This is a genomic window from Flavobacterium sp. LS1P28 (assembly GCF_003970335.1).
Taxonomy (GTDB): Bacteria; Bacteroidota; Bacteroidia; order Flavobacteriales; family Flavobacteriaceae; genus Flavobacterium.
Window position 1 is genome coordinate 1 of sequence record NZ_RYDI01000016.1, and the last position, 21,195, is coordinate 21,195.

The window sequence follows — 21,195 nt, forward strand, 5'->3', positions numbered from 1 at the left end:
AATAGAATGATGAAAACTCAAAAGGTTTTATATCAAGATATTATAATAAGTAAATAAATGAACACCTCAATAAAATTATTATTGAATAATTTCAAAATGTGATAAAAGCGTTATGCTGAAGCATTATTGATTTTCTCAATTATTATAAATAAGTCGAAAGTTTAAAAGTCGTAAAGTCAAAAGAATTAACTTTAAGTAAAGCAGCTTTAAATCAGATTGTTATGTAATTTTATCTTGATTTTAAAATACGACATTATACCATGGTTATTACTTAGTACCCATTTCAATTATTATTGGAATGGGTATTTTGTTTTAATTTAAAATTAGAACAAATAGTGAACTGTTTGGTGGTAAATATTAAAAACAACTTAGTGTTGATTTATTCTAAGGTTCTGCATAAAATATAGAGATTCAACACAAAGTAAAAAAAAGCAGGAGTAGAAACCAATAAAGAATCTTTCATCTTTATTCTTACCCCTGTACCAAGAAGCATAAGCAAAGCTAGGCCTCCGGAAGCAAGAACTAAAACAGTATGATTTTGAAGCCCAATAAATAAACCGATAGCCCCTGCCAATTCTAAAACAGCAATTAATGGTCCAAATTTTTCAAGTCCAAAGCGTTTAAATTCATTTTTCATATTCGACGAGGCAAAATACGCCATTCCATAGATAAGAAAGGAGGTTGCCGAAAATAAAATAAGTAAATGCAATAAATTCATGTTTTGATTATTTGGAAGCGCATAATGCAACAAAAAGAGATAATGCCAAAAGGAATAAAGAAGGAAGGTGTTTAGACCATGGGTTTTTTGCTTTAAAATGAAAAAATTGTGCGCTTATCATTAGAAAGGCCATTATAAGTGCCGGTATAAATACTAATTCAGGATACCAAATTCCTGTTATTAACAAGGTTGATAAGGCTATTTTTGTGGCTCCAACAACATTTCTTGTCAAATCCGATATGCCGTATTGTTTAAATTCGTTAACAATGTTATCAAACCTAAAAATCCATACGTAACCTACGGACACTGCGATTACAAGCTGAGCGATAATAGAATAAGTATTCATGGTTTTATAATTAAAGGGTTTTATCTTTTGTTGTGATATACAAATTAATTAGCAGCTGTATGTCTCTTAGAATTTATGTTATTCAAAGATACCATAAACTTATATTATTATAAGGATTACCGAATTGATTTATTTGTAAATCGAGAGGTTTCTTTATTATTTTATCGGATTAGCTCTCAATTTGAAACTAAAACAGGTTGGTTTTTTTGGTTCAAAAATGCATCAGAATTTATCAGGCATTTTGCGTTGCATATTTTGCCTAAACGTTTTGTCAAAATCCGGCATTATGGTTTTTTAAGTAGCACTTGTAAGCCCTAGCTGTTAGCAGCAGTTGTTATTTTTAGTTAATGTATAATTTAGCAATTTCTTCTATAAAAGCTTGAGGATGAGAACCCATTAAATTTGTCAAAATTACTATTGAAACATTTTTATTAGGATAAATAAATAATGCATTTCTTGCACCACCCATTGAAGCAATTATTGGATTTTCAGCTCTTGAACTTAATGAAAAACCAATTGAAGTTCTGTCGAGCAAACCATTCTCTTCATATGGTTTTCCGTTTTCTAATTCAATAGGTTTTAAAAGAATTTTAAGATTTTCAGCATTAATTAATTGATTAGTTTGTAATGCAATTACCCATTGTGCCATTTCGGTTGCTGTTGCATATATCCCACCTGCAGGCAATAAATTTGAAGGCATTGGTTGATAAACATTAGTTAGAACATTATTTCTAAAATAAGTATATGGTCTTGATGAGTTATTAATAATGTTATAAAAATCCCCAATTCCTGCCTTCATGGCGTTTTTCATTCCTGCTTTTTTGAATTGGTTTTCCATAATAAATTTTTCAAACGACTGTCCACTAATTTTTTCTATAAGCATTCCTAGAAGCATGTAATTTGCCAAGCCTTCTCTCACATGTTTTCCAGGTTCAAAAGCAAGGGGTAGCTTTTTGACGTTTTCGAACAAAATATTACCATCCTCGGAAAGCATATTGCCTTGTGAATCCCAAACATCAGGAAGTCCCGATTTATGGGTTGCAAGCTGTTCTACGGTAATTTTTTGCCAAGTTTGGGGTAATTTATCTAAATAATTTGAAATAGGTTCTTCTAGATTTAATTTTCCGTTTTCTACTAATTGCATGATTGCAACTCCTGTGAATGCTTTGGTAATAGAATTAATGCTAAAAACGGTTTGACTATTTACAGCAATTGAATCTTGAATATTGGCGAATCCATAATGACTTGTTTTTACAATAACATTTTCTTTAATAACCGATAATTGTAAACCGACAATTTTATTTTTTTGAATAAGTTCTTTTATTGCAAGATCGACTTTGTCTTCTTGTGAATAAGTATTATTAAAAACCGTTAAAAGAGCGATTAAAAGCAATGTTTTTTTCATGTTTTCTTTTGTTTGATTTTACGTTTATAGTGGGTGCAATTCCCGCTAACGTCAGTTTGTCTAAAAACCTTTAAACGAACTGTATTTTGTTAATCATTGAGTAAATATATGTTATTTAAACTACAATTAAAATTCATTCTGGCAAAAGTCGCTGATGATTATTAAAATAAAACAGTCCGTATAAAGGGTTAAAATTGCTCTTAACATCACAAAATACAACGCCAGTATTCTTAGATACTGTTTTAGTAGATTGTGATCAATCAGGTTGAAGATTCGGCGCAGGTTGTAGGCTGTAAAAATCAATCCAACATCAGCTGCGGCACGTTTTATGGTTTTCTTTGTCATGATATAGTAAAAATCCCATTGCCGCTTTATTACTCTCTTGCAAAGAGCGGGACAGGCTGCCGGATGTTCGACGATAGCTTGTCGTCTGCGGTATATTTCATAATTATTTTGGATTCTGACTTTATTTTGATAAATAAAATCGGCGTATTGGGAGCGTTCAATGAGTCTGCCTTTGGCGTTTTTAGTACATTTTTTAAAAAGTTCACAACTCAGACAAGCACTAGATTTATAATGCTTCATCTGGCTTATTGACGTGCCGTTCTTTTTGGCGTACCAATTTCCATTGGTCATTAGGGTTTCATTGGCAGGGCACGTATAAGTATCCGACCCGTAGTTTTTGCGAAGGGTCACGCCCAAAAACAAAAAACCCTTGCTCCCGAAACTTCGGAACTGCAAGGGTTTGTATTATAATAGTGAGAATTGCTTCGTTTCCTCGCAATGACTCGACTAGTATCTGTAATATTCTGGTTTGAACGGGCCTTCAACAGGAACGCCAATGTAATCCGCTTGATCAGTACGTAACGTTTCTAATTCAACACCCAATTTAGCTAAGTGTAACATGGCTACTTTCTCATCAAGATGTTTTGGTAACATGTAGACATCATTGTTGTATGCCGCACTGTTTTTCCATAATTCGATTTGAGCCAGTGTTTGGTTAGTAAAGGAGTTACTCATTACAAAACTTGGGTGACCTGTAGCACAACCAAGATTTACCAGACGGCCTTCAGCCAAAACAATAATATCATTTCCAGCAATAGTGTATTTATCAACTTGAGGTTTGATTTCGATTTTTGATGCACCGTGGTTAGTGTTCAACCAAGCCATATCAATTTCGTTGTCAAAATGTCCAATATTACAAACGATAGTTTTGTCTTTCATTTTCTCAAAATGAGAACCCAAAACAATATCTTTATTTCCAGTAGTGGTAATGATAATATCAGCAGTTGCAATAACCGTATCTAATTTTTTTACTTCAAAACCGTCCATTGCTGCTTGAAGCGCACAAATTGGGTCAATTTCAGTAACTGTAACAATAGAACCAGCACCTCTAAAAGAAGCTGCTGTCCCTTTACCTACGTCACCGTATCCACAAACGATTACTCTTTTTGCAGCAAGCATCAAGTCAGTTGCACGACGAACTGCATCAACTGCTGATTCTTTACAACCGTATTTGTTGTCAAATTTCGATTTAGTAACCGAGTCATTCACGTTGATTGCCGGCATTGGCAATGTTCCTGCTTTTACTCTTTCGTATAATCTGTGTACTCCAGTGGTAGTTTCTTCGGATAATCCTTTGATTCCTGCAACTAATTCCGGGTAACGGTCTATAACCATATTGGTCAAATCCCCACCGTCATCAAGAATCATGTTCAATGGTTTTCTGTCTTCACCAAAAAATAATGTTTGCTCAATACACCAGTCAAAATCAGGTTCGTTCAACCCTTTCCAAGCATATACCTGAATTCCAGCAGCAGCAATCGCTGCAGCAGCCTGATCTTGTGTAGAGAAAATGTTACAAGAACTCCAAGTCACCTCAGCACCAAGAGCGATCAACGTTTCAATCAAAACCGCAGTCTGGATTGTCATGTGCAAACATCCCGCAATACGAGCACCAGCAAGTGGTTGTTCGTTTTTGTATTCCGCACGAAGCGCCATTAAACCTGGCATTTCAGCTTCTGCTAATTCAATTTCTTTTCTTCCCCAAGCCGCCAGGGAAATGTCTTTTACTTTGAAAGCCACAAAAGGCATAGTTGTAGTACTCATTTATAGTATATTTGTAATTACTTCGTCCGTTCGCCTTTCAGGCTCGGGTGAAAATTTTTTGCAAATTTACGCAATAACTTTAGAATTTTACGGTTTTCTAGAAGATTTATGAATTGTTTAATTCGCTAATCTTTTGAACATTAACTAAATAATTTCTTTAAGCTGAACTTGTTTCAGTTTCTGGAGCTATTTCCCGTTATTCGCTATATCTTTTTACACGCAAAAAAGCGTGAAAAAAGGATGTCGCTGCTACCGGGGCTAAAAATCAAGATCACAACACGATGCCGCTTTATAAAATCATACGTCCTAATGCCGCCACCCAAATTTTAATTTGGAAAATAACGGAACCTTTCTCCGAATTAAACCAGCAGATTGTTCTTAATGTAAATAATCAAAATCGACTGGACGGAATGAAATCCGAAATGCACCAACGCGCCTTCTTGAGCGTTCGTAAGGCATTGCAACAAGCCGGATATACTGATTTTGATTTGTATTATGACACCTTCGGAAAGCCCCATTTACACGATGGAAAGCACATTTCCATCACACATTCTCATGAGTTTTCGGCCATTATAATCAGTACTGAAACCGTGGGAATCGACATTGAATTGCAACGAAATAAAATCATCAAAATAGCACATAAATTTTGTGACAGCGAGTTTCAATTCTTGGATATGGATAGTGAAGAATATATCCGAAAATTAACGGTTATTTGGGGTGCCAAAGAGGCTATTTTCAAAATTAGAAACGAAAAAAGAATCAGTTTCAAAGACCATATAAACGTTCATTCATTTGAATTAAATACTAAACAAAATAAAGCTAAACTTCATTTTAATAATGTATTGAAGAATTTCAATATTCATTTTGAAGAAATAGAGGATTTTACGTTAGTTTATGCTTTCGAAAAATAGTACACAGTATTTCATCGCGCAGTTTGTCATTGCTTTGCCCGTACTGGTTAAGCAATGAAAAGACAATTAATAAGCAACAATATGAAGTATCAGAAATCCGTTTAAATCCGTTTAAATCCACAAAATCCACGTTATCTGCGTACCAAAAATGACAAACATTTATAACGAAATCATCCAATCTAAAGTCGAATGTCAAAAGCTCCTGGCGATTCTTCTGGATCCTGATAAAATAGTTCTGGAGAATTTACCTAGTTTAATTTCAAAAATCAATCAATCACCCGCAACACATATTTTCATTGGCGGAAGCCAGGTTGAAAACAACATTTTAGACGAATTAATTATAGAAATAAAAAAAAGTAGCACATTGCCTATCGTTTTATTTCCTGGAAACCCATCTCAGATTTCAGATAAAGCCGATGCAATTTTATTTTTGTCTTTAATTTCTGGTCGCAATCCTGATTTTTTAATCGAACACCAAGTAAAAGTGGCACCCATTTTAAAACAAACCCAACTCGAGATCATTTCTACCGGTTATATTTTGATTGAAAGCGGCACTGAAACCGCAGTAGAACGCATTAGTAAAACAAAGCCTTTAGATAGAAATAATCTGGATTTAGCATTGGCTACGGCACTAGCGGGAGAAATGTTAGGTAATAAACTGATTTATCTCGAAGCGGGAAGTGGCGCTAAACAAGCTGTTCCGTTAGAAATGATTGCATTAGTTACGCAAAATATTGAAATTCCGTTACTTGTTGGTGGTGGTATTGTAGATTTGCAGGGAATTCAAAACGCGTATGCTGCCGGAGCCGATCTAGTAATTATAGGAACCGCTTTTGAAAAGGATATTAATTTTTTTAACCTTAATTAATGATAGACTATTTTTTTTCGCAGTACAGCGAGTATTCAACATTAGATATTATCTTGGAAATTATAGCTGTCATTTTTGGACTATGGAGTGTTTGGTACGCCAAAAAAGACAATATTCTGGTTTTTCCAACCGGATTAGTGAGTACGTCCATATTTGTGTATTTGCTCTGGAAATGGACCTTGTGGGGTGACATGATGATTAATGGCTATTATTTTGTAATGAGTATTTATGGCTGGTACCATTGGACCCGAAAAAAAGGCGATACGGAAGAATTCCCAATTTCAAAAATTTCAAGTTCTGAAAAACGAATTGCGATAATTCTTTTTATATTTACGGTCGCTTTTGTGGTTTCAGTATATCACTATTTTGGTAAATTTACCACTTGGTATGCCTATGTAGATACATTTATTACAGGGATTTTCTTTGTGGGAATGTGGCTCATGGCCAAAAGGAAAGTCGAGAATTGGGTATTTTGGATTATTGGAGATGTAATTTCCATTCCGTTGTATTTTGCCAAAGGCTATACCTTTACCAGTTTTCAATACATAGTATTTACAATAGTTGCCATTTTTGGCTATTTAGAATGGAAGAAAATCTCAGACAGCTCTCAAACGGAGTTACAAAAATAATTAAAATAGCTTTATTTGGTCCTGAAAGCACTGGCAAAACTACCTTGGCCAGACAGCTTGCAGACTATTATAAAACGGAATGGGTTCCGGAGTTTACACGTGATTACCTGCAAGAAAAGTGGGATTCAAGTCAGCAAATATGTACCGTTGATGATATGCTGCCCATTGCTTACGGTCAAGCTAAATTAGAAAATGAACGAACGCTGATTGCCAATAAATATCTTTTTTGTGATACGAATCTAATGGTGACCAAAGTTTTTTCGGAGGTGTATTACAACTATTGTGATCCTTTGTTGCATGAAGCAGCTCGCGCACATGAATACGATTTGTTTTTTCTGACAGATATTGATGTACCCTGGGAAAAAGATGATTTGCGAGACAAAGCAGAAGGAAGAGAATCTGTTTTTGCCGTGTTTAAACAATCTTTAATCGATAATAATAAACCATTTATAACCCTTTCCGGAGACCAGGATTTGCGTCTCAAAAAGGCAATTGCAAGTGTTGATGACTTAACTTTAGCAAGGGAACTCGGGTTTTCCTCGGATGATTTTCTGTATATTCAGGAGTATGGAATCTCAATGAAAGACATTCAAAAGCAATTGAATTTTTTTAAAAACGGTATCCCCAAAGCAGATTTGGTTCGTCCGGCAACAGTGTCTAATGGTATTTTAAAGCTATCTGAAAAAGATTTTCAAGAAAAATCCCTTTTTTTTGATACCCATAAATCAAATTTAAAATTACAGAAATTTGTGCCTGCTTCCGGAGCAGCCAGCAGAATGTTTAAGTTTTTGGCGGAATTTATAAATGAATTTGATGTTGAAAATGAATCAATTAATTCCTATATCAACCGAAAAAAAGCAAATAAACTTGCTGTTTTTATCGTGGGAATGGAAAAACTTCCCTTTTTTGAAGCAATCGATAAACGACTCAGAGCCGAGTATGCCGCTTTTGATACTTTAGATCCAAGTTTGAAAAATTATTATTTTATAAAATTCATTTTATCATCTGATTATTTTGACTTTGCAAATCAGCCAAAAGGGACTCTTCCTTTTCATAAATACAAAACCCATATTGCAACTCCTGTGGAAGAGCATTTACAGGAATGTACGCATTATACGAGCACTAATAACTGTTCTTATTTGCATTTTACAGTGTCAGAATCCCATCAAAAAAAGTTTGAAAGCCGCATTGATGCAATTAAATCTAAAATTGAAAAGCAATCGGGTGTAACAATACAGGTTAGTTTTTCCTATCAAAGCAAGCGGACTGATACACTTGCGGTTACTATGAAAAACAAGCCGTTCCGAGATGAAAAGGGACAATTAGTTTTCAGGCCCGGAGGACACGGTGCTTTGATTGCCAATTTGAATGATTTAGAGGCTGATATAGTATTTATCAAAAACATTGACAATGTAATTCAAAACAATTTAGAGAAAATTTCTTTGTACAAAAAAGGGTTGGCGGGCATTTTGCTAGCAATACAGCAGCAGGTTTTCAGGTATTTAAACGCCTTGGATACTGTGGCAATTGAGTCCGCGTTTGTAGATGAAATTATTCTTTTTTTGAAGGAAAAATTGAATACTACAATGAAGGACGGTTCTCATACGGACAGTCTGGACAATAAAGTCAAGGAAATAAAAGCGATTTTAAATAGGCCGATTCGCGTATGCGGAATGGTAAAAAACGAGGGTGAACCCGGAGGAGGGCCGTTTTGGGTCCGGGATCATCAAGGAGGAATTTCATTGCAAATCGTAGAAGGTTTCCAAGTCGATTTGGCAAACGACAATCAAAAGGCAATTCTGGATGCTGCTACCCATTTTAATCCGGTTGATTTAGTCTGTAGCCTAAAAAATTATAAAAAAGAGAAATTTGATCTCACTCAGTTTGTGGATTATAGTAGTGGTTTTATTGTGGAAAAAAATGTAGCGGGCAAAAACATCAAAGGGTATGAATTGCCTGGTTTATGGAACGGCGCAATGGCTAAATGGCTGACTGTGTTTGTTGAGGTGCCTTTGATTACTTTTAATCCGGTCAAAACGGTGAATGATTTGTTGAAACCGGCACATCAGTTCTAAAATTTACGCATCAATGGAAATAGAAAAAATCGTATCCGAATTAAGTTTTAAAGCAGTCCGGAGCAGTGGAGCCGGCGGTCAGAACGTAAATAAAGTATCCTCTAAAGTGGTGTTGACTTTTGATCTGCACCATTCTCTGGCTTTAACGGACGAAGAAAAACTTTTGATTGCAACTAAATTATCGTCCAGACTTACCACTGATGCTGTTTTAATTTTAAATTGTGAGGAAGACCGAAGTCAATTTAGAAACAAAGAACTCGTAATCAAACGATTTTTGGAATTAATAAAAAATGCATTGCTTGTTCCAAAAGAAAGAAAACCCACCAGAATCCCTAAATCAGTCATTAGAAAAAGAATAAAGGATAAAAAGACTATTTCTGAAGTCAAGAAAAACAGGAGAAAACCAAATTTAGAATAAGATTTTATTTTTTATTTTCTAAAATTCGAACAAAAAAAACTACTTTTGCGCTGTCTCAAAGGGGTGCTCTAAATAACGAGCTGAGATCATACCCAACGAACCTGGGCGAGTAATGTCGCTAAGGGAAAAAATGACAAAGAAAATAGCGTGCACACTATCTATTTGTCATAGGAAACAATCATTTATTAATTTAACAAAAGGAATAATTCCCCCTTTTATTCGTAATCTTATTTACGGATGAATACTATTTTAGTCTCAAAGTCTCAAAGTCTTAAAGTTTCAAAGTCCAAGAATCTGACATATTTTATGTCTTCTGTCTTTCTCTTTACATCATTTATCTCTTTTTCTCAAGTTAAAGACACTACGAAAGTAAACCAACTTGATGAAGTCTTGGTTTCGGCGGTGCGGGTCACTACTAAAACGCCGGTAAGTTTCAGTAATTTGGACAAAAAGGAAATCAAATTCCGAAACTTAGGACAGGATATTCCTATTTTAATGAATTATTTGCCGTCAGTTGTGACGACTTCTGATGCGGGAAATGGAGTAGGGTATACCGGAATTCGCGTACGTGGTAGCGATGCAACAAGAGTGAATGTCACTATCAACGGAATTCCTTACAATGATTCTGAAAGTCAGGGAACCTTTTGGGTAAATATGCCAGATTTTGCTTCATCATTAGAAAGTTTGCAATTGCAACGTGGCGTAGGAACGTCTACGAATGGAGCGGGTGTTTTTGGGGCGAGCTTAAACATGTTGACGGACAATTTTTCCAAAGAAAGCTCTGGTGAAATATCGAACTCTGTGGGTAGTTTTAATACCAGAAAACACACCGTAAAATTCAGTACGGGTTTGATGAACGACCATTTTGAAATCGCAGGAAGGTTATCAGCCATCAAGTCTGACGGGTTTGTAGATCGTGGCGCTTCTGATTTGAAATCCTATTTTCTACAGGGAACGTATGTCGGCAAAACGACTTTGATAAAAGCATTGGTTTTTGGAGGTACTGAAAAAACGTACCAGTCTTGGAACGGAATAGATGCAGAAACGCTGCAGAATGACCGAACGTTTAATTCATCAGGTGCTTTTACGGACGAGCAAGGAAATGCTCGTTTTTATGATAATGAAACGGATAATTACCAGCAAGATCATTCTCAATTGCATTGGAACGAAAAAATATCTGAAAGATGGAGCACTAATTTTGCATTGCATTACACGAGAGGAGAAGGTTTTTTTGAAAATTATAAGGAAGACGCTGATTATAGGGATTATGGATTAGAGCCTACTGGTGGAGTTTCAACAACGGATTTAGTGCGTCAAAAATGGTTGGAAAATGATTTCTACGGAACTACTTTTTCTGCTAATTATAAGGATGAAAATCTGGATGTGATTTTTGGTGGTGGATGGAATAAGTATGAAGGCGACCATTTTGGAAAAGTGATCTGGGCACGAAATGCTTCTCAGAGTGAGTTAGGAGATCGCTATTACGATGATTATGCCAATAAAACGGACGGGAATATTTTTGTGAAAGCCAATTACCAAATCACAGAACAGCTAAGTTTATTTGGAGATTTGCAATATCGTTCAGTGAATTACAAGGCTAATGGTGTTCAACCAACACTTGTGGATGATACGTTTAATTTCTTTAACCCTAAAACGGGATTAACTTATACGATCAATTCCGGAAATTCCGTGTATTTGTCTTATGCCAGAGCCAATCGCGAACCAAATAGAAGTGATTATGAAGGCGGAAACGTTAAGCCAGAGAAACTAAATGACTTTGAATTGGGGTGGAGATATGTTGCGGAAAAAGTACAATTTAACTCGAATGTGTATTATATGGCCTATAAAGACCAATTGATTTTGACAGGGAGTTTAGACGATGTAGGTGCTCCGATACGTTCGAACAGCGAAAAAAGTTACCGCTTAGGACTGGAAATAGATGCTACAATAGCGTTGACAGACCAATTGATTATTCGTCCAAATTTTACCTTGAGTGCCAATAAAAATATTGATTTAGCTGTTGAAGGAAAGGATTACGGAACTACTGAAATTGCGTATTCACCATCAATAATTGCGGGAAATATTTTGGTTTATACGCCCATTGAAAATCTTCATATTTCATGGTTGCAAAAATTCGTTGGGGAACAATACATGAACAACATCGAATTACCGGCTGCAAAGTTGGCGGATTATTTTGTGAATGATTTGAATGTTGCTTACACTTTTAAACCTAAAAACATCTTCAAAGAAATCGTATTGACCGGTTTAGTGAATAACTTTTTAGACAAGAAATACGTTTCTAACGGATACATGTATGACATCTATCCGTATTATTATCCACAAGCAGGAATTAATTTCTTAGCGGGATTAACGTTGAAGTTTTAGTATAATGATTATAGTTGACAAAAAACCATCACGAGCAATTTTGATGGTTTTTTTGGTTCTATTATAAAGGATTACTTTTCTGACTTTCTGATTCAAATAAATATTTACTATTCCAGTATCTATAATTAAACACTAAAACCCCAAAAGCTCAAAACTGAATTGATTAATTTTGTATTATAAAATTAATTTTTGAATTTAATTAAAGGAAAATGGGAAATACATTAAAAATACAAATCTGGTCGGATATCATGTGTCCGTTTTGTTATATTGGAAAAAGAAGAATAGAAGGTGCTTTACAGAATTTTGAGCATAAAGATGCAGTTGAAATTGAATGGAAAAGTTTTCAGTTAGACGCCGGCTTTGTTGCTTCTCCAGAGGATAATATGGTTGAGCATTTGGCCGAAAAATATAGAAAAGATAAAGATTGGGCACAAGAGATGCTGAATAATATGACTGAAAATGCTAAAAATGCAGGATTGGATTTCAATTTTGAAAAAGCGGTTATGGCCAATTCGCTGCATGCACATCGCTTGTTGCATTTGGCTAAAAAATATGATTTGGCAAATGACTTAGAAGAATTACTGTTCAAAGCCTATTTAACGGATGGTAAGAATATTAATGATTTGGATACATTGAAAGCGTTAGGACTGGAAGTAGGACTGAATGGCGAAGCTATTGATGAAGTGCTAAATTCTGATGCTTACGCAAATGAAGTGCAGCAGGATATAAATGAGGCGCAATCTGTCGGGGTTCAAGGAGTTCCTTTTTTTGTTTTCGATAATAAATATGCAGTTTCGGGTGCGCAACATGTGGAAACCTTTGTGAAAACACTTGAAAAAGTATGGGAGGAAGGCAAATTTGATTCGAAAGTCACGGTATTGAATACCACCGATGGAGACAGTTGTGGAATTGATGGTTGTGAGTAAAACGAGAATTTCAAACGATAAGCAATTAAGTTCCATCCAGCGTTGTATCTACAAGAAGCATAATTTCTTTCTGGTTAACTATTACGCAAAACAGTCGCAGTAGCGCACAATCGTCTGAGGCAATGAAAAATTATCATTATGAGTGAACCTACAAAAGTAATCCGCTGGGGAATATTAGGCTGTGGCGATGTTACCGAACTGAAAAGTGGTCCTGCGTACCAGAAAACGGATGGTTTTCAAGTGGTAGCAGTAATGCGAAGAGATGCGGTTAAGGCTGCGGATTATGCTAAAAGACACGGAATCAGCAAATATTACACAAATGCCGATGATTTGATTAATGATCCTGAGATTGATGCGATTTATATTGCCACGCCTCCGGATGTGCATAAATTGTATGGACTCATGGTGGCTGCAGCCGGTAAAATATGTTGTATCGAAAAACCTTTGTCTCCAAATTATCAAGACAGTCTCTCGATTTGTACTGCTTTCGCAGCAAAAAAAATTCCGTTGTTTGTAGCCTATTATCGCCGAACATTACCTCGTTTTGAACAAATAAAAGCGTGGCTTGATACCAATAGCATTGGTGACATCAGACACATAAGATGGCATTTGAGTAAACCTGCAAGTTCTACGGATTTATCAGGCGAATACAATTGGCGAACTGATGCGTTGATTGCTGCAGGCGGTTATTTTGATGATTTAGCAAGTCACGGCCTGGATTTATTCACGCATTTACTGGGAAATATAAAAGAAGTTTCGGGGCTTAGTATTAATCAACAGGGATTGTACGCTGCTAAAGATGCCGCGACTGCCTGTTGGTTGCATGAATCTGGAATTACAGGTACCGGAAGCTGGAATTTTGGGTGCTATGAACGGGAAGATAAAGTGGTCATTTATGGAAGCAAAGGAAAAATAACGTTTTCTGTATTTGAAAATGATCCTGTAGTGCTTTCGAACGCACAAGGACAAACAGAAGTACTCATTGACCATCCTGAAAATATTCAGTTGTATCATGTGCAGCAAATGCGAGAAGACCTTCTTGGGCACAGTACACACCCTTCTACAGGTTTGACAGCAACACATACGAGTTGGGTTATGGACCAAATTATGGGGAATTTGTAGTGTTTTCAATTGTTCAAACAAAAATCCCGTTGATACGAATACCAACGGGATTTTTCAAACAAACCATTTATAACTAACAAACTATCTTCTATTGATTACGATGGCTACGCGACCGGTTCCTTTCGTTTTTTCAATTTTTGCTTTGGGGCCATTTGTTCTGTAATAGTAAGAGTCGTCGTCCTCTGAGTTTTGGTTGCCACCAAAATCATTGTCGTCATCACGATCATTTCTGTTTTGACCGTATTGGTAACTTCTACCACCTTTTACAGCGCCAACAGTTTCAACAATCTGGCCATGACGGTTGTAAATTATTTCTAAACCTCCTACGCGTTCCAATGCAAATCGGTTGTAGGTCATATACACGGAACCCACTCGTTTGATGCGGTCATTTGAATCATAGTTGATAAACACATTTCCTACTTGTCTTACTCTCCCCATATTATCGTGTGCTACTTTTACCCCATAATTCCCGTTTCGCACATTGCCTGGCGCACCATAGGTTTTGTTTACCCCATTTTTTCGGCTTGACTTATAATAGATATCCCGTCCAATTGTAGGACGTGTATTAAAATCTAATTGTCCGTCAGGGAAAATAAAAAACTCAATTCCTCTTTCTGTGAATACAATTGGGTCGGCATCTCTAAAATCTACTGGAGATCTTCTTTCTACAGAAAAATCGATTTTTTCTGTGGCATTCGCTATACTACCTCCCAATATGAAGATACTAGCTACTAAAAAGGTAATTTTTTTCATGATACAGTTCTTTTGAATTTTGCCTACTCTTGAGCTTTTCGGCTTTCGCTTTTTGTGTTATTTGATAAGGGATATTCAAGGAGCATGCCAAAATTTTTAATCAAGGGGTTGTGTCTTTAAAGTACGGCCTGATTTTGTAGACTTAATCCACTTAAAATCAGTACTTTAATTTGAGTGAAGGACAAAAAATAATTTTATTGAAAAGCAATTATTATGATTTTTTTTCATAAAATTACTGTACCTGTTGATGTTTTTCATAAAAGAAGAATGCCAGTAAAGGAGCATTAGCTACTTTTAAATCCTTTTCACTACAAAAACTACTTATCAACAGTGCTTAAAATTAACTGTTGTTACGAACTCGCTTCAACTGATATTGAGTAATTTTGCAACATGTATGCTTTAGTTGATTGTAACAATTTTTACGCTTCCTGCGAACGTGTTTTTCAGCCGAAATTCAACGGAAAGCCGGTTGCAATATTATCAAATAACGACGGTTGCGTGATTTCCAGAAGCAATGAAGCAAAAGCGGCCGGGATTCTTATGGGTGCGCCGGCATTTCAGATTAAGGAATTGGTAAAAGAGAAAAATATAACATTATTTTCATCCAATTATGCACTGTATGGAGACTTGAGCAATCGGGTGATGGCTATTTTAGGGCAGTTTACACCAAATCTAGAAATTTACAGCATTGATGAAGCCTTCCTGAATTTTGATGGTTTGACGATTTCCGATTATCATGAGTATGGAATCCAAATGAAAACTCGGATACGAAAATGGGTAGGGATTCCGGTTTGCATTGGCTTTGCCGAAACCAAAGCATTGTCTAAAGTAGCCAATAAAATTGCCAAGAAATTCCAAGACAGAACGCAAGGAGTGTATGTTATTGATACCGAAGAAAAACGCATCAAAGCCTTGAAATGGACAAAGATTGAAGATGTCTGGGGCATTGGTTACCGGATGAATAAAAAGATGAAAGCTAAAAATATTGTGACCGCTCTGGATTTTACGGCACCACAACACGAAGCTTGGATCAAAAAAGAAATGGGTGTGATTGGGATGCGTTTAAAATATGAACTCGAAGGAAAATCAGTATTGGATTTAGAGCCCATTGTTGACCAAAAGAAAAGTATTGCTACGACCAGAAGTTTCCCAAAACAAATTGCTGATTTTGATTTGCTGCGCGAACGTGTAGCAACTTTTGCCGCGGTTTGTGCAGAGAAATTACGCAAACAAAATTCCTGCTGTCATACCATTATTGTAATGTTAGTGGTGGATAAACATACGGTACAAACCTCAAAATATTATTTTAATATGGCGATTACATTGCCGTATGCGTCAAATTCTACATTGACAATTTCTAATGTTGCTATCGCAATGTTGAAGAAACTGCACCAAGGAAATGAACATTTGAAATTCAAGAAAGCGGGCGTGATCGTCACGGAATTGATTGATCAAAACAAGAAACAATTGCAGCTGTTTGACGAAGAAAACCCAAAACATTTGCTGCTGATGAAAGTGATGGATGGTCTCAATAACAAAATTGGTGACAAGAAAGTAAAGTTGGCTACCCAAAATTTAAGTCTGACCTGGAACATGAATCAGAACCATTTGTCACCCGGATACACCACTAATTTTAAAGACATACTCGAAATCAAATGCCAATAAATAACGGACAAAAACTAATGTTCTTTCTACCTGATTTTGAAAGTGAATTGCGAATTCCTTTCATAAACGAAGGGGTTTCGGCTGGATTTCCATCACCGGCCGCAGATTTTATGGAAATGAGCATTGATTTGAACAAGCAATTGAGTGAAAACCCATTAGCTACTTTTTACATCAGAGTCAAAGGAAATTCTATGATTGATGCTGGAATCAATGATAAAGATGTTCTTGTTGTGGATAGAAGCTTGGAGCCACAGAACAATAAAATTGCAATTTGCTTTATCGATGGAGAATTTACGGTGAAACGCATACAACTGGAGAAAGACTGTTTTTATCTGATGCCTGAAAATCCCAATTATGCTCCGATAAAAGTCACGGAAGAAAATCAATTAATCATCTGGGGAATTGTGACCTATGTGATTAAGAAGGTGTAAAAGCCAGTTGTTGCTATTGTTAAAATTGAATTCTTAATGGATTTTTAGCCATAAAAAAACCTGTTCAAACTAATGAACAGGTTTTATCTTTTATAATAAATTCAGATTTTAAACGGTATGTTTTGGATTAAATCCATCTTCACTTAGTTCTTTATGCTCATAATCGGCAACCATCTCAGCTTCATAATCAACTTTTTCTCCTTTCGAAAGTCTACTGATGGCTTTTTCCATAATTTGGTAAATTACCGGAACTACTACTAAAGTCAAGAATAATGAGGAAATTAATCCCCCAATAATTACCCAAGCCAAACCGTTTTTCCATTCCGCTCCAGCTCCAGAGGCTAGCGCAATGGGGAACATACCAAATACCATCGCGATAGTGGTCATCAAAATTGGACGAAGACGCGCATGATTTGCTTGGATTAATGCTGTTCTGACCGTTTCGCCAGCTTTACGCCTTTGATTGGTATAATCTACAAGCATAATCGCATTTTTACACACCAGACCAATAAGCATGATGATACCTAAAATGGTAAATATATTCAGTGTATTATTGGTTAAAGCCAAAGCCAACATTGCACCAATAAAGGAAAGCGGGATGGCAAACAATACCACAAATGGATGTACAAAACTGTCGTATAACGAAACCATTACCAGGTAAACCAAGACAATCGCAGCTAATAGCGCAATTCCTAATGTACCAAAACCTTCGGACTGGTTTTCCTGATCACCACCCCAAATATAATTTACACCGGTTGGTTTTTTTAATTTTTCAATTTTTTCTTGCCATTGTGTTACAATAGTTCCTGAAGCCACACCCACATTTTGGCCTTTTACAGTTACCGATGCTGATTTGTCTCTTCGTTCTAATTCACTTGGACCGGAACCTTCGGTTACGGTTGCAAATTGATTCAGTTTTATTTGTTGACCACTATCGTTTATGAAAATTAAGTTTCTGACATCTGCGATACTTTTTCTGTCGAATGCATTGTATTTAATGTTGATGTCATATTCGTATTCACCAGCTCTAAATCTACCATCAGTATTTCCGCTAAAAGCAGTTTGCATGGTCATACCTACTGTTTGCAAACTCAATCCTAAAGCGGCCATTTTATCTCTATCGACTTTTACGTTTACTTCTGGATTTCCATCTTCTACAGACAATTCGATTTCTGTTGCTCCAGGAATGGTACGTAATTCTTTTTCTGCTGCTTTTGCAAATTGCATGGCGCTTTCTACATTTGGCCCCGTTACAATTAATCCTAAAGTAGCATCTTCTGCAGTTCCTAAAATACCAACTGGAACTGTTTTTACTTTGGCACCAACTAGTATTTTTTCTAATTTGCGTTTGGTTTTTGCAGCATACACATTTGCAGGTTCATTACGTTTGTCTAATCCAACCATTTTTACGTTTATCTCCGATTTGTAAGCAGTGGCTTGCGAAGCACCAAGACCTTCACTGGTTTGACCAATCGTTGTAATTTGACTAAAAACATACTCTTCTTTCTGCAAGAATGCTTCTGCTTTTTGCGTCATGAAATTGGTTTGCTCTAATGAAGCATCTTTTGGCATTTCTATCTGAACTAAAAACTCACCACTATCAGACGCGGCAAAGAATTCCCCACCAATAAATCCACCGCCAAATAAACTAATCATCGATCCAAAAAAGAGTACTAAAACGATAGCTAGTGTTTTAAAATAATGATCCAAACACCATTCTAATAATCTGGAGACCCAATTTGTAAATCGTGTTAAATAGCTTTCAAATCCAAGGATGATTCTTCCAAAAAGATTTTTACCTTGAATGTGTTCTAATTTCCCGTATCGTGAAGATAACCATGGAATGATTGTAAATGAAGCGACTAATGACAGCAATGTTGAAATAATAACAGTTACACAGAATTGTGTAATAATGTTAGAAACCAATCCGGTACTCATTGCAATTGGTAGAAACACTACTACAATTACTAAAGTAATCGATACAACAGTTCCACCAATTTCTGCAGTTCCATCATAAGCAGCTCGAACTTTATTTTTACCCATTTCCATGTGCCTGTAAATATTCTCGAGAACTACAATGGCGTCATCCACAAGAATACCCACCACAAGAGAAAGTCCTAATAAACTCATTAAGTTTAAGGTATACCCCATCAAATAAATTCCAATGAACGTAGCAATTAATGAAGCAGGAATAGAAACCATTACAATCAATGAGTTTCTAATGCTGTGCAAGAAAAATAACATCACAAGAGCCACTAAAAGTACCGCAATTAGTAAATCATGCACAACAGCATCGGCAGCTTCTAATGTGAAAATAGTACTGTCTTTTGCTATTTCAAGTTTTAATCCGTTTGCTTTATAATCCGTTTCCAGTTTAGCAATTGTTTTAACTAACTCTTCACTTACCGCAACCGCATTGGCATCCGATTGTTTGATGATTTGTAAAATAATAGCACTTTTTTGATTGACACGCGCTATTTTTTCAGGAATTTTTTGAGTATCCTGAACATCAGCAATAGCATCTAAACGAACTTGTATTCCGTTTTTAGAAGATACAATTAAGTTTCTTAATTCATCAACAGTTTTATATTTTCCGGCTAAACGAATTAGTATTTTCTGCTCACGAGTTTGAATGTTTCCTGTTGGAAAATCCAAATTAGAAGATAAAATAGTTTGTTGCACTTGCGGAATCGAAAGTCCGTAGGCTTGCATTTTTACCGCATCAAGATTTACTTGAATTTCTCTTTCTTGTCCGCCAATAATATTTACTTGTGCTACACCTTCTACTCGAGAAATAACGGGTGCTAATTTTTTATCAATTAAGTCGTAAAAAGCAACTTCATCCATTTTTCCGTTGGCACCAATAGTCATAATTGGTAAATCGCTTAAAGAAAATTTAGTCAATGAAGGCGTTTCAACATCATCAGGCAAATCACTAAGAATAGCATTTATTTTACGCTGCGCATCGTTCATGGAAATATTAACATCAGCCGAAGACGTTAATGTAATGGACACTGTTGATAAACTTTCGTAGGACTTCGAGTCTATTTTTTTAATATTTTCTAAGGATGCAATGGCATCTTCAATTTTTTTGGTAACCGTATTTTCTACCTCACTTGGTGACGCACCCGGATAAATAGTGGCAACAGTAATTACATTGGTTTCGAATTTTGGAATCAATTCGTAACCCAATTGGCTGTAACTGAACAGTCCACCAAGTGTTAGAATCGTAAACAATACAATTACTAACGAAGGACGTTTTATGGATATTTCTGCTAATTTCATATATTTATATTTTTAGGTCTTAACGTATAAGGTCATGCCGTTTTCTGCTTTTGACCTTTGGCTTTACAACTTTCGACTATTTAATGACATCCACTTTAGATCCGTCCTGAAGGTTGATTTGACCTGTGACAATTACAGTTTCGCCATTTGAGAGTCCGTTTAGAATTTCTACTTTGTCCCCAAGAATTCTTCCAGCTGTAACTGTTTTCAATTTGGCAGTTCCGCTTTCAATTACAAAAACCTGATTGCTGCTTACACCTCCTACAAAAGCATCTCTAGGAACAATCATCAACGATTGTTTTTGTTGTTTCGATGCAAATTCAGCGGTTCCGTACATACCCGCTTTTAAACCGTTGGAAGCGTTGTTTGTAATTTCAATCTCGATGGGGAAATTTAAAATTTCGTCCGCTTTTGAGGCGATAAAAGTGATTTTCCCTGAGAAAATTTGGTCTGGATAAACGCTTGCTACAACTTTTGTGACGGTACCTACTTTTAAACTGGCCACTTGGCTTTCGTTAACGTTAACTTTTAGTTTTAGTTTGGAAACATTTACAATATCAAACAATTCCGTAGCAGGTGTAGCAGAAATGATCGATCCAACCTCGATGTATTTCTTATTGATAAACCCACTAATTGGCGCTTTGATTCTTGTATCTCCAACATTGATATTTGCTTGTGTTAACTGGAATTTAGCATTTACCATTGCTAGTTTTACCTGATCTACTTGTTGTTTAGTTACGCCGCCTGTTTTGTATGCATTTTCAAATCGGGTGTAATCAGCCACCGCATTTTGATACACCGCATTAGCGTTTTGCGCATTTACGTTTATAACATCGCTTCGTACAATGGCAAGTGTTTGTCCTACTGAAACATAATCGCCTTCTTTTACAAGTATCTTTGTTATTTTACCTGATTTTTCAGCAGAAAATTTTAATTCTTGTATGGGTTCAAAATTTCCATTGGATGAGAAATCTAATGAAACAGCTTCGGTTTTTACGGTTTCAACTCTAACAGAAACGGAGGCGTTTTTCTCCGCAACAATAGTTGTTTTGGCTTCGTTTTCTTTTTTATTATTGGTTAACACGTAGGCAATTAGTCCTAAGGATGCTACAATTACTACTACTGTTATTATTATTTTTTTCATTTTGA

Annotated in this window: 18 protein-coding genes and 1 pseudogene; 11 read left to right on the top strand and 8 right to left on the bottom strand. The window is 36.0% G+C overall.

Features of this window, described 5'->3' with window-relative positions; genetic code table 11:
- Positions 1-379: 379 nt before the first annotated feature.
- Together EKL97_RS11940 and EKL97_RS11945 are read right to left on the bottom strand one after the other, a co-directional pair.
- On the bottom strand, positions 380-718 hold the full coding sequence (locus tag EKL97_RS11940) for a DoxX family protein (protein WP_126457564.1): 339 nt from the start codon (positions 716-718) through the stop codon (positions 380-382).
- Between the two features lie 7 nt (positions 719-725).
- Positions 726-1,064, bottom strand: coding sequence for a DoxX family protein (locus EKL97_RS11945; RefSeq protein ID WP_126553940.1), 339 nt, complete (start codon positions 1,062-1,064; stop codon positions 726-728).
- A gap of 225 nt (positions 1,065-1,289) precedes the next feature.
- Here EKL97_RS11945 and EKL97_RS11950 point away from each other — a divergent pair.
- Positions 1,290-1,376, top strand: a pseudogene (locus tag EKL97_RS11950) (transposase); the annotation flags it as partial.
- 28 nt (positions 1,377-1,404) lie between these two features.
- Here EKL97_RS11950 and EKL97_RS11955 read toward each other — a convergent pair.
- The 3 genes from EKL97_RS11955 to ahcY all read right to left on the bottom strand — a co-directional run bounded on the left by EKL97_RS11955 (position 1,405) and on the right by ahcY (position 4,578).
- A complete protein-coding gene (locus tag EKL97_RS11955) occupies positions 1,405-2,469 on the bottom strand; it encodes a serine hydrolase domain-containing protein (RefSeq protein WP_126553938.1) in 1,065 nt (354 codons plus the stop codon).
- A 126-nt stretch (positions 2,470-2,595) separates the two neighbouring features.
- Positions 2,596-3,165, bottom strand: a complete 570-nt coding sequence (locus EKL97_RS11960; RefSeq protein ID WP_255416344.1) for a transposase — start codon at positions 3,163-3,165, stop codon at positions 2,596-2,598.
- 96 nt (positions 3,166-3,261) lie between these two features.
- Positions 3,262-4,578, bottom strand: a complete 1,317-nt coding sequence (gene ahcY / locus EKL97_RS11965; protein WP_126457562.1) for an adenosylhomocysteinase — start codon at positions 4,576-4,578, stop codon at positions 3,262-3,264.
- A gap of 281 nt (positions 4,579-4,859) precedes the next feature.
- On the opposite strand from ahcY, the gene EKL97_RS11970 reads away from it, so the two are divergent.
- The 8 genes from EKL97_RS11970 to EKL97_RS12005 all read left to right on the top strand — a co-directional run bounded on the left by EKL97_RS11970 (position 4,860) and on the right by EKL97_RS12005 (position 13,912).
- Positions 4,860-5,489: a 4'-phosphopantetheinyl transferase family protein gene (locus EKL97_RS11970; protein ID WP_126568954.1), complete on the top strand. Its 630-nt coding sequence runs from the start codon at positions 4,860-4,862 to the stop codon at positions 5,487-5,489.
- Positions 5,490-5,637: 148 nt separating this feature from the next.
- The gene (locus EKL97_RS11975; RefSeq protein ID WP_126553936.1) at positions 5,638-6,357 is read left to right on the top strand and encodes a geranylgeranylglyceryl/heptaprenylglyceryl phosphate synthase; all 720 of its coding nucleotides are present in this window, start codon (positions 5,638-5,640) and stop codon (positions 6,355-6,357) included.
- The gene (gene pnuC, locus EKL97_RS11980) at positions 6,357-6,986 is read left to right on the top strand and encodes a nicotinamide riboside transporter PnuC (protein WP_126561472.1); all 630 of its coding nucleotides are present in this window, start codon (positions 6,357-6,359) and stop codon (positions 6,984-6,986) included. The genes EKL97_RS11975 and pnuC overlap by 1 nt, the downstream gene beginning before the upstream one ends.
- Positions 6,941-9,061, top strand: a complete 2,121-nt coding sequence (locus EKL97_RS11985; RefSeq protein WP_126568955.1) for a DUF4301 family protein — start codon at positions 6,941-6,943, stop codon at positions 9,059-9,061. The genes pnuC and EKL97_RS11985 overlap by 46 nt, the downstream gene beginning before the upstream one ends.
- 13 nt (positions 9,062-9,074) lie before the next feature.
- Positions 9,075-9,479 (top strand): alternative ribosome rescue aminoacyl-tRNA hydrolase ArfB, encoded by a 405-nt coding sequence (arfB, locus tag EKL97_RS11990; RefSeq protein ID WP_126457557.1) that lies wholly within the window; start codon positions 9,075-9,077, stop codon positions 9,477-9,479.
- A gap of 306 nt (positions 9,480-9,785) precedes the next feature.
- Complete coding sequence (locus EKL97_RS11995; protein WP_233588581.1) at positions 9,786-11,864, top strand: TonB-dependent receptor; 2,079 nt, start codon at positions 9,786-9,788, stop codon at positions 11,862-11,864.
- A 209-nt stretch (positions 11,865-12,073) separates the two neighbouring features.
- Entirely contained in the window at positions 12,074-12,790 is a 717-nt protein-coding gene (locus tag EKL97_RS12000) for a DsbA family protein (RefSeq protein ID WP_126568957.1), read from the top strand.
- Between the two features lie 138 nt (positions 12,791-12,928).
- Positions 12,929-13,912 (top strand): Gfo/Idh/MocA family protein, encoded by a 984-nt coding sequence (locus EKL97_RS12005; RefSeq protein ID WP_126457551.1) that lies wholly within the window; start codon positions 12,929-12,931, stop codon positions 13,910-13,912.
- Between the two features lie 81 nt (positions 13,913-13,993).
- Here the strand turns inward: EKL97_RS12005 and EKL97_RS12010 are convergent, their stop codons facing one another.
- Positions 13,994-14,665, bottom strand: a complete 672-nt coding sequence (locus EKL97_RS12010; protein ID WP_126568958.1) for a hypothetical protein — start codon at positions 14,663-14,665, stop codon at positions 13,994-13,996.
- A 390-nt stretch (positions 14,666-15,055) separates the two neighbouring features.
- Here EKL97_RS12010 and EKL97_RS12015 point away from each other — a divergent pair, with 390 nt between their 5' ends.
- Together EKL97_RS12015 and EKL97_RS12020 are read left to right on the top strand one after the other, a co-directional pair.
- The gene (locus tag EKL97_RS12015) at positions 15,056-16,330 is read left to right on the top strand and encodes a Y-family DNA polymerase (protein WP_126457549.1); all 1,275 of its coding nucleotides are present in this window, start codon (positions 15,056-15,058) and stop codon (positions 16,328-16,330) included.
- Entirely contained in the window at positions 16,321-16,761 is a 441-nt protein-coding gene (locus EKL97_RS12020; protein WP_126561478.1) for a LexA family protein, read from the top strand. Before EKL97_RS12015 ends, EKL97_RS12020 begins: the two co-directional genes overlap by 10 nt.
- Before the next feature lie 108 nt (positions 16,762-16,869).
- Here EKL97_RS12020 and EKL97_RS12025 read toward each other — a convergent pair whose 3' ends face one another.
- Together EKL97_RS12025 and EKL97_RS12030 are read right to left on the bottom strand one after the other, a co-directional pair.
- The gene (locus EKL97_RS12025; RefSeq protein WP_126456161.1) at positions 16,870-20,046 is read right to left on the bottom strand and encodes an efflux RND transporter permease subunit; all 3,177 of its coding nucleotides are present in this window, start codon (positions 20,044-20,046) and stop codon (positions 16,870-16,872) included.
- Between the two features lie 76 nt (positions 20,047-20,122).
- On the bottom strand, positions 20,123-21,190 hold the full coding sequence (locus EKL97_RS12030) for an efflux RND transporter periplasmic adaptor subunit (RefSeq protein WP_126457547.1): 1,068 nt from the start codon (positions 21,188-21,190) through the stop codon (positions 20,123-20,125).
- Positions 21,191-21,195 lie beyond the last annotated feature (5 nt).